Consider the following 6,707-nt stretch of genomic DNA (forward strand, 5'->3'; position numbering starts at 1 on the left):
TGGTGGTATGATAAACTGATACTGGTTTAATGGGATTAATCTCAATACCAATGGAGGATGTTCTTATGGCTAGCGTTAAACTTAAAACTATCATCGAATGGATCAAACTTGATAATCTGACACCTGATATTCCGATAGACAAGATCAGGATCACACAGCCTGATATTAATAGACCGGCGCTGCAGCTTGCCGGATATTTTGAACACTTCGAGGCAACCAGACTTCAGATAGTAGGTTTCGTTGAGTATACCTACATGGAGTCACTTCCACAGGAGCAGAAGGAGAAGGCTTACAGAGATTTTCTTTCATTTGATATACCTGCTGTTATCTTCTGCAGAGAGCTGGTACCTGATAATCTGTTCCTTAAGATTGCAAATGAAGAGCAGGTTCCTGTTCTTATGACAAGGAAGCCTACATCAGCAGTTATGGCTGAGATCATAAGATATCTTAATGAGAAGCTTGCACCATGTATTTCTATTCACGGCGTACTTGTTGACGTATATGGTGAAGGAGTTCTTATTACAGGTGAGAGCGGTATTGGTAAGTCAGAGGCAGCACTTGAGCTTATCAAGCGTGGACACAGACTTGTCTCAGATGATGTAGTAGAGCTTCGTAAGATAAGTGACGAGCTTCTTATGGGAAGTGCACCTGATATCACAAGGCATTTTATTGAGCTAAGGGGTATCGGAATCATAGATGTTAAGACCCTTTACGGTGTATCAAGCGTTCGAGACAGTAAGGCAATAGACCTTGTAATAAAGCTTGAAGACTGGGATAAGGACAAAGAGTATGACAGACTGGGACTTGAGGAGCAGTATACAGAGTATCTTGGAAACAGGATCGTATGTCACAGAATCCCTATAAGACCCGGTAGAAACCTGGCGGTTATATGTGAATCAGCCGCTGTTAACCACCGTCAGAAGAAAATGGGTTATAATGCTGCTCAGGAGCTTTATAATAGAGTACAGAATTCACTTCAGCACCATGGAGATGAGGACGAAGATTAATATTTTAGGAAGGTAATGGGAACACTATAATGATGTATGCATTTGGAGTTGATATAGGCGGAACGACTGTAAAGATGGGTCTTCTCGACTATGAGGGCAATATTGAAGAGAGTTGGGAGATACCCACAAGAACAGAGAATAACGGAGAGAACATTCTGCCGGATATCGCAGCTTCAATTAAAGCTAAGATTGAAGAAAGAGGATTTACTAAGGAAAGTATAGCAGGTGTTGGAGTTGGAGCACCTGGAGCAGTAGATAGTAACGGAATCATATATCAGGCTGTTAATATAGGATGGGGCAGAAAGAACCTTCAGGAGGAACTTGAGGGACTTTTAGATCTGCCTGTTAAGGCTGGTAATGATGCTAATGTTGCAGCACTTGGAGAAGCATGGAAGGGCGGCGGACGCGGCCATAATGACATGCTTATGGTAACACTTGGAACAGGTGTTGGTGGTGGTATCATCATCGGCGGCAAGATAGTTAACGGTGTTGCAGGCTCCGGTGGAGAGATCGGACATATCCATATAGAAGATAATGAGACCAAACGCTGTGGATGTGGCAACAAGGGCTGCTTTGAGCAGTATGCTTCTGCTACAGGTATAGTTCTTCTTGCATCACGCATACTTGGTGCTACAGAAAAGGATTCTGTTCTTAGAAGAGGACAGCTTTCAAGTAAGGGCATCTTTGATGCTGCAAAAGCAGGTGATGAACTTGCTATCGAAGTTACTAGGAAATACGGTTACTATCTTGGAAAAGGACTTGCAACCTGTGCAACTATTCTTAACCCTGAAGTAATAGTAATAGGTGGCGGAGTTTCAAAGTGCGGAACTATCATATTTGATCTTTTAAGACCTTCATTTGAAGAATATGTATTTGAAGGCTGTAGAGATACAGAGTTTGCTCTTGCACAGCTTGGAAATGATGCAGGTATCTGTGGCGCAGCCAAGATGGTAATAGATCCGTGATAAGAGACTGGTTCATTTATATTTGAAGGCCAGCATACCTTATCCTGCGGCCCAAACAGGGCCTTACAGATATTGAATCTTAATGCCCCTGATTGGAGGAAGAATATTGAATCAGGAAATCCTTGATAAGATTAATACAATTATCCCCGGGGAGAATATCCTTGGGGATGAACCTATGAGCAGGCACACCACATTCAGAACAGGTGGGCCTGCTGACTGTTTTATTAGAATAAGTTCAAAAGATGAACTTTCAAAGCTTATATCTTTTCTGAAAAAAGAGAATATAGATTACTTCATCACAGGAAATGGAAGCAACCTCCTTGTCTCTGATAAGGGATATCGCGGAGTTATAATATCCATGACAGGCCTTGATGAACTTAAAGTAAATGGAAATCACATTTATGCAGGAGCTGGTGTTCTTACATCAAAGGTTGCCCAAAGCGCTCTTTTAAATAGTCTGACAGGAATGGAAGCCCTTGCCGGTATTCCCGGATCCGTGGGCGGATGTCTTCGAATGAATGCGGGTGCATACGGCTCTGAAATGAAGGATGTCGTAGAATCTGCCGAAATAATGTTTGGGGATGGACACATAGAAACTATACCTGTAGATGACTTGAAGTTAAGATACAGAGGCAGCAGGATGGCAGATGAGAATCTGCTTGTTATAGGTGTGACTTTTTCTCTTTTTACAGGTGAGAAGAATTCCATTGAAGAAGCTATGGCTGATTTTGCTTCCAGAAGAAGAGATAAGCAGCCTTTGGAATATCCAAGTGCCGGATCTACTTTTAAAAGACCGGAAGGCTATTTTGCAGGAAAGCTTATTCAGGATGCAGGACTTAGAGGCTTTAGTATAGGCGGGGCTCAGGTATCTGAAAAGCATTGCGGCTTTGTAGTCAATAAAGGAGGCGCTACTTCTAAGGATGTCATGGACCTTATAAGACATGTTCAAAAGACAGTTTTGGATAATAGCGGTGTTAAACTTGAAACAGAAGTGATCCTTCTTGGAGATTTTGATTAAGAAAGGAGACTGTTATGCGCTTTGTTATAGTGACGGGTATGAGCGGCGGCGGTAAATCAACGGCTATTCATATGCTTGAAGATTCGGGTTATTATTGCGTAGATAATCTCCCAATATCACTTATAGAGAAATTTGTAGAGCTCATTCTGGTCCCGGAGAGCGGAATCACTAAGGTTGCTCTTGGAATGGATGTTAGAGGAGGCGAGGCCTTCCGCGAAGTTCCTGCGGTCATAGATACCCTTAGAGAAAAGGGCGTACCTGTAGAAGTTCTCTTTATGGAGACAAGTGATCAGGTCCTTGTAAAAAGATATAAAGAGTCAAGACGTCTTCATCCGCTGGCAAATGGTGGAAGAATTGAAGATGGAATTAAAAGAGAAAGAGAGATCCTCTCCGGGCTTAAAGAAAAGGCTGATTATATAATCGATACCTCAAAGCTTCTTACAAGAGAGCTGAGGATAGAGCTTAATCGTATTTTCGTAGAGAACGCAACATATAATAACCTTATCGTTACAATTCTTTCATTTGGATTTAAATACGGTATTCCGGATGATGCGGATCTTGTGTTTGATGTAAGATTCCTTCCTAATCCATACTATGTAGAAGAACTTAGCCCTCAGACAGGTAATGATAAGCCGGTTCAGGATTATGTTAAGAGCTTTCCTGAGTGTGGACAGTTTATAGATAAGCTTGAAGATATGCTGACATTCCTTATTCCCGGTTATATCAAGGAAGGTAAGTATCAGCTGGTAATAGCAATCGGATGTACCGGAGGACAGCATAGAAGTGTAACTATAGCCAATGAACTATTTGCCAGGATGTATGGCAAAGGCAATTATGGACTTAAGATCTCCCATAGGGATGTGGACAAGGCAAGAAAGAGCTTTGTTCCACCGCAGGCATAATAGAAAGAGGATAAGGCGGCATGTCTTTTTCTACTGATATAAAGGAAGAGCTTATAGCGCATACAGGTAAAGCAAGGCACTGCCTTCTTGCAGGACTTGCAGTCATATTTCGAATGGAATGTTTCATTGAAAAAGACACTGAAAGCAGCAATTTAGCACTCTTCATGCAAACAGATAACGTTTTTTCGGTTAGAAAATGCTTTACAATATTAAAAAAAGCATTTAATATAGATACTGATATTCTGGAGACGGAACGAGAGTTACACGTAAATGGTCGTTATTATAAGAAGATTGATATTGACCACGATCATTTAAAAACGATACTCATGGCACTTAAGGGAATAGACGAGGACGGAACACTTCGAGTTCCAAACGGAGTAGTAAGTCCTCTTTTGTTGCGCAGTCAGTGTTGCAAGAGAGCATTCCTTAGAGACCTGTTTATCTGTTCTGGTTCTATATCAGATCCGACGAAATCTTATCACATGGAATTTGTATGTGATAATGAAGGCCAGGCTGTTCAGCTTATGGATATCCTTGGCGATTTCAGTATTAAGGGTCGTCTGATACAGAGGAAGAAATACTACGTTGTATATCTCAAAGAGGGCGAGGAGATCGTAGATCTTCTTAATATAATGGAAGCCCACGTAGGTCTTATGAATCTTGAGAATCTCAGGATTTTAAAAGATATGCGCAATTCCGTCAATCGTCGCGTAAACTGTGAGACTGCTAATATAGCCAAGACTGCCAATGCAGCATCAAGGCAGATGGATGACATAATGTATATTGAGCAGCATTATGGAATCGCGAAATTGTCTGAAGGCCTTAAGGCCATAGCAGAAGCACGACTAGAACATCCGGAAGCAACTTTGTCAGAGCTTGGAGGATACCTAAACCCACCAGTCGGCAAATCCGGAGTCAATCACAGGCTTCGAAAGCTCAGCGAGCTTGCAGATAAGCTGCGAGGCTGAGAGAAGCAAGGTTTTAAGACGCTTAGTAAGCGCAGAGGAAAGAGGAGTTATGATCAAAAAATCTATCGAAATCAAACTGCCACGTGGACTTGAAGCTCGTCCTGTTGCTGAGCTTGTACAGGTTGCGAGTAAGTATGACAGCACTATTCACATCGAAGTTCAGGAAAGAAAAGTAAATGCCAAGAGTATAATGGGTATGATGACCCTTAACCTTAAGAGCGGAGAAACAGTTGACGTTATCGCTGAAGGCGGAGACGAGGCTGCTGCTGTTGCAGATATGGCTAATTATCTTGAAGGCGCTACATCACTGGCCTGAAATATTATAAAAAAGGGCAGACCATAATATATGAATGCTCCAAGAATGTTATTTGTCTATAATCCTCATGCCGGAAAGGCAACCATAAGAGGCCATCTTCTTGACATCATAGATATTTTTACAAAGGCAGGATATGAAGTTACAGCTTATCCTACCCAGAGTCAGGGAGATGGAGAAAGACGTGTCCGAGAACGAGATGACAATTACAGTATAGTTGCATGTTGTGGAGGAGACGGTACTCTTGATGAAGTTGTATCCGGTATGATGAATTCTGAATTCAAAGTGCCGATAGGTTATGTTCCGGCCGGTTCTACCAACGATTTTGCAAAGAGTCTGAAGATACCATCTTCTATGACGCGAGCCGCCAAGATAGTAGTTGGCGATAATGAATATTTGTGCGACGTAGGTGCGATGAACGATAAAAATTTCGTTTATTGTGCTGCTTTTGGCATATTTACAGATGTATCATATTCAACAGATCAGTCTTTGAAAAATGCTCTGGGTCATGCTGCATATATCCTTCAGAGCGTGAAGGAATTGCAGGATATAAGAACATATCATATGAAAATAACATATGGTAACGGAACCGTACTTGAAGATGACTTCATTTATGGTATGGTAACTAATTCTATTCAGGTTGGTGGTATACAGAATATTACTGGTAAGAATGTAAAGCTTGATGATGGGGAATTTGAAGTTACACTTGTACGAAGACCTCAAAGTCTTCTTGATATTCCTAATCTTGTAGGAGCTTTACTTGGTAATGATATTATTAGTAGTAGAGACCTCATCAATCTGAAAATGAGTCACATATCTTTTGAATCAGATATACCTGTATCATGGACCAGAGACGGTGAATTTGGCGGTGAACATAAAAAAGTAGAAATTTACAACATGCAGAGGGCTATGACTATTAAAGTTCCGTAAATTGGAACAAAGAGATGATAGGACATTAGTATAGAGTAAGTCAAAAGGTTTTACATTAAAACCTGTGACAATAGATTCAAGATATTTATTATGGAAGGAGTCATTAAATGGCTAATCAAAATCCTATAGTTACAATCACAATGGAAAGCGGAGATGTTATTAAGGCAGAGCTTTATCCGGAGATTGCACCTAACACAGTTAATAATTTTATCTCTCTTATAAATAAGGGATTCTACAACGGAGTTATATTCCACAGAGTAATCAAGGGCTTCATGCTTCAGGGCGGAGATCCTGAAGGAACAGGTATGGGCGGCCCTGGATACTCAATCAAGGGTGAGTTCTCAAACAACGGTTTCAAGAACGACCTTAAGCACACACCCGGTGTTCTTTCAATGGCACGTACTATGATCCCTGATTCTGCAGGTTCTCAGTTCTTCATCATGCACAAGGATGCTCCTCATCTTGACGGCGAGTATGCTGCATTCGGTAAGGTTACTGAGGGTATGGACGTTGTTAATACTATCGCTGATACTCAGACAGACTGGAACGACAGACCTGTTAACGAGCAGAAGATGAAGAGTGTTACAGTTGATACTTTCGGCGT

8 protein-coding genes are annotated in these 6,707 nt (G+C 41.4%); all 8 read left to right on the forward strand.

Annotated features, from left to right (window positions below):
• Nucleotides 1–65 precede the first annotated feature (65 nt).
• A complete protein-coding gene (gene hprK / locus K6G87_RS14565; RefSeq protein WP_296838813.1) occupies nucleotides 66–1,007 on the forward strand; it encodes an HPr(Ser) kinase/phosphatase in 942 nt (313 codons plus the stop codon).
• 29 nt (nucleotides 1,008–1,036) lie between these two features.
• A complete protein-coding gene (locus tag K6G87_RS14570) occupies nucleotides 1,037–1,972 on the forward strand; it encodes an ROK family glucokinase (RefSeq protein WP_296838814.1) in 936 nt (311 codons plus the stop codon).
• Between the two features lie 106 nt (nucleotides 1,973–2,078).
• A complete protein-coding gene (murB, locus tag K6G87_RS14575) occupies nucleotides 2,079–2,990 on the forward strand; it encodes a UDP-N-acetylmuramate dehydrogenase (protein WP_296838816.1) in 912 nt (303 codons plus the stop codon).
• 14 nt (nucleotides 2,991–3,004) lie between these two features.
• Nucleotides 3,005–3,892: an RNase adapter RapZ gene (gene rapZ / locus K6G87_RS14580; RefSeq protein WP_296838818.1), complete on the forward strand. Its 888-nt coding sequence runs from the start codon at nucleotides 3,005–3,007 to the stop codon at nucleotides 3,890–3,892.
• Nucleotides 3,893–3,912: 20 nt separating this feature from the next.
• Nucleotides 3,913–4,860: a DNA-binding protein WhiA gene (gene whiA, locus K6G87_RS14585; RefSeq protein WP_296838820.1), complete on the forward strand. Its 948-nt coding sequence runs from the start codon at nucleotides 3,913–3,915 to the stop codon at nucleotides 4,858–4,860.
• Between the two features lie 49 nt (nucleotides 4,861–4,909).
• Entirely contained in the window at nucleotides 4,910–5,176 is a 267-nt protein-coding gene (locus K6G87_RS14590; RefSeq protein ID WP_296838822.1) for an HPr family phosphocarrier protein, read from the forward strand.
• Nucleotides 5,177–5,206: 30 nt separating this feature from the next.
• Nucleotides 5,207–6,103 (forward strand): diacylglycerol/lipid kinase family protein, encoded by an 897-nt coding sequence (locus K6G87_RS14595; RefSeq protein ID WP_296838824.1) that lies wholly within the window; start codon nucleotides 5,207–5,209, stop codon nucleotides 6,101–6,103.
• A gap of 107 nt (nucleotides 6,104–6,210) precedes the next feature.
• A partial coding sequence (locus K6G87_RS14600) for a peptidylprolyl isomerase (protein ID WP_296838826.1) occupies nucleotides 6,211–6,707 on the forward strand: 497 nt, incomplete at its 3' end.

It is taken from the genome of Butyrivibrio sp. (genome assembly GCF_024699075.1).

Excerpts from the sequence above, each read along its gene's own strand:
- hprK (WP_296838813.1), top strand. The coding sequence starts at position 66 with ATGGCTAGCGTTAAACTTAAAACTATCATCGAATGGATCAAACTTGAT.
- K6G87_RS14570 (WP_296838814.1), top strand. The coding sequence starts at position 1,037 with ATGATGTATGCATTTGGAGTTGATATAGGCGGAACGACTGTAAAGATG.
- rapZ (WP_296838818.1), top strand. The coding sequence starts at position 3,005 with ATGCGCTTTGTTATAGTGACGGGTATGAGCGGCGGCGGTAAATCAACG.
- whiA (WP_296838820.1), top strand. The coding sequence starts at position 3,913 with ATGTCTTTTTCTACTGATATAAAGGAAGAGCTTATAGCGCATACAGGT.
- K6G87_RS14590 (WP_296838822.1), top strand. The coding sequence starts at position 4,910 with ATGATCAAAAAATCTATCGAAATCAAACTGCCACGTGGACTTGAAGCT.
- K6G87_RS14595 (WP_296838824.1), top strand. The coding sequence starts at position 5,207 with ATGAATGCTCCAAGAATGTTATTTGTCTATAATCCTCATGCCGGAAAG.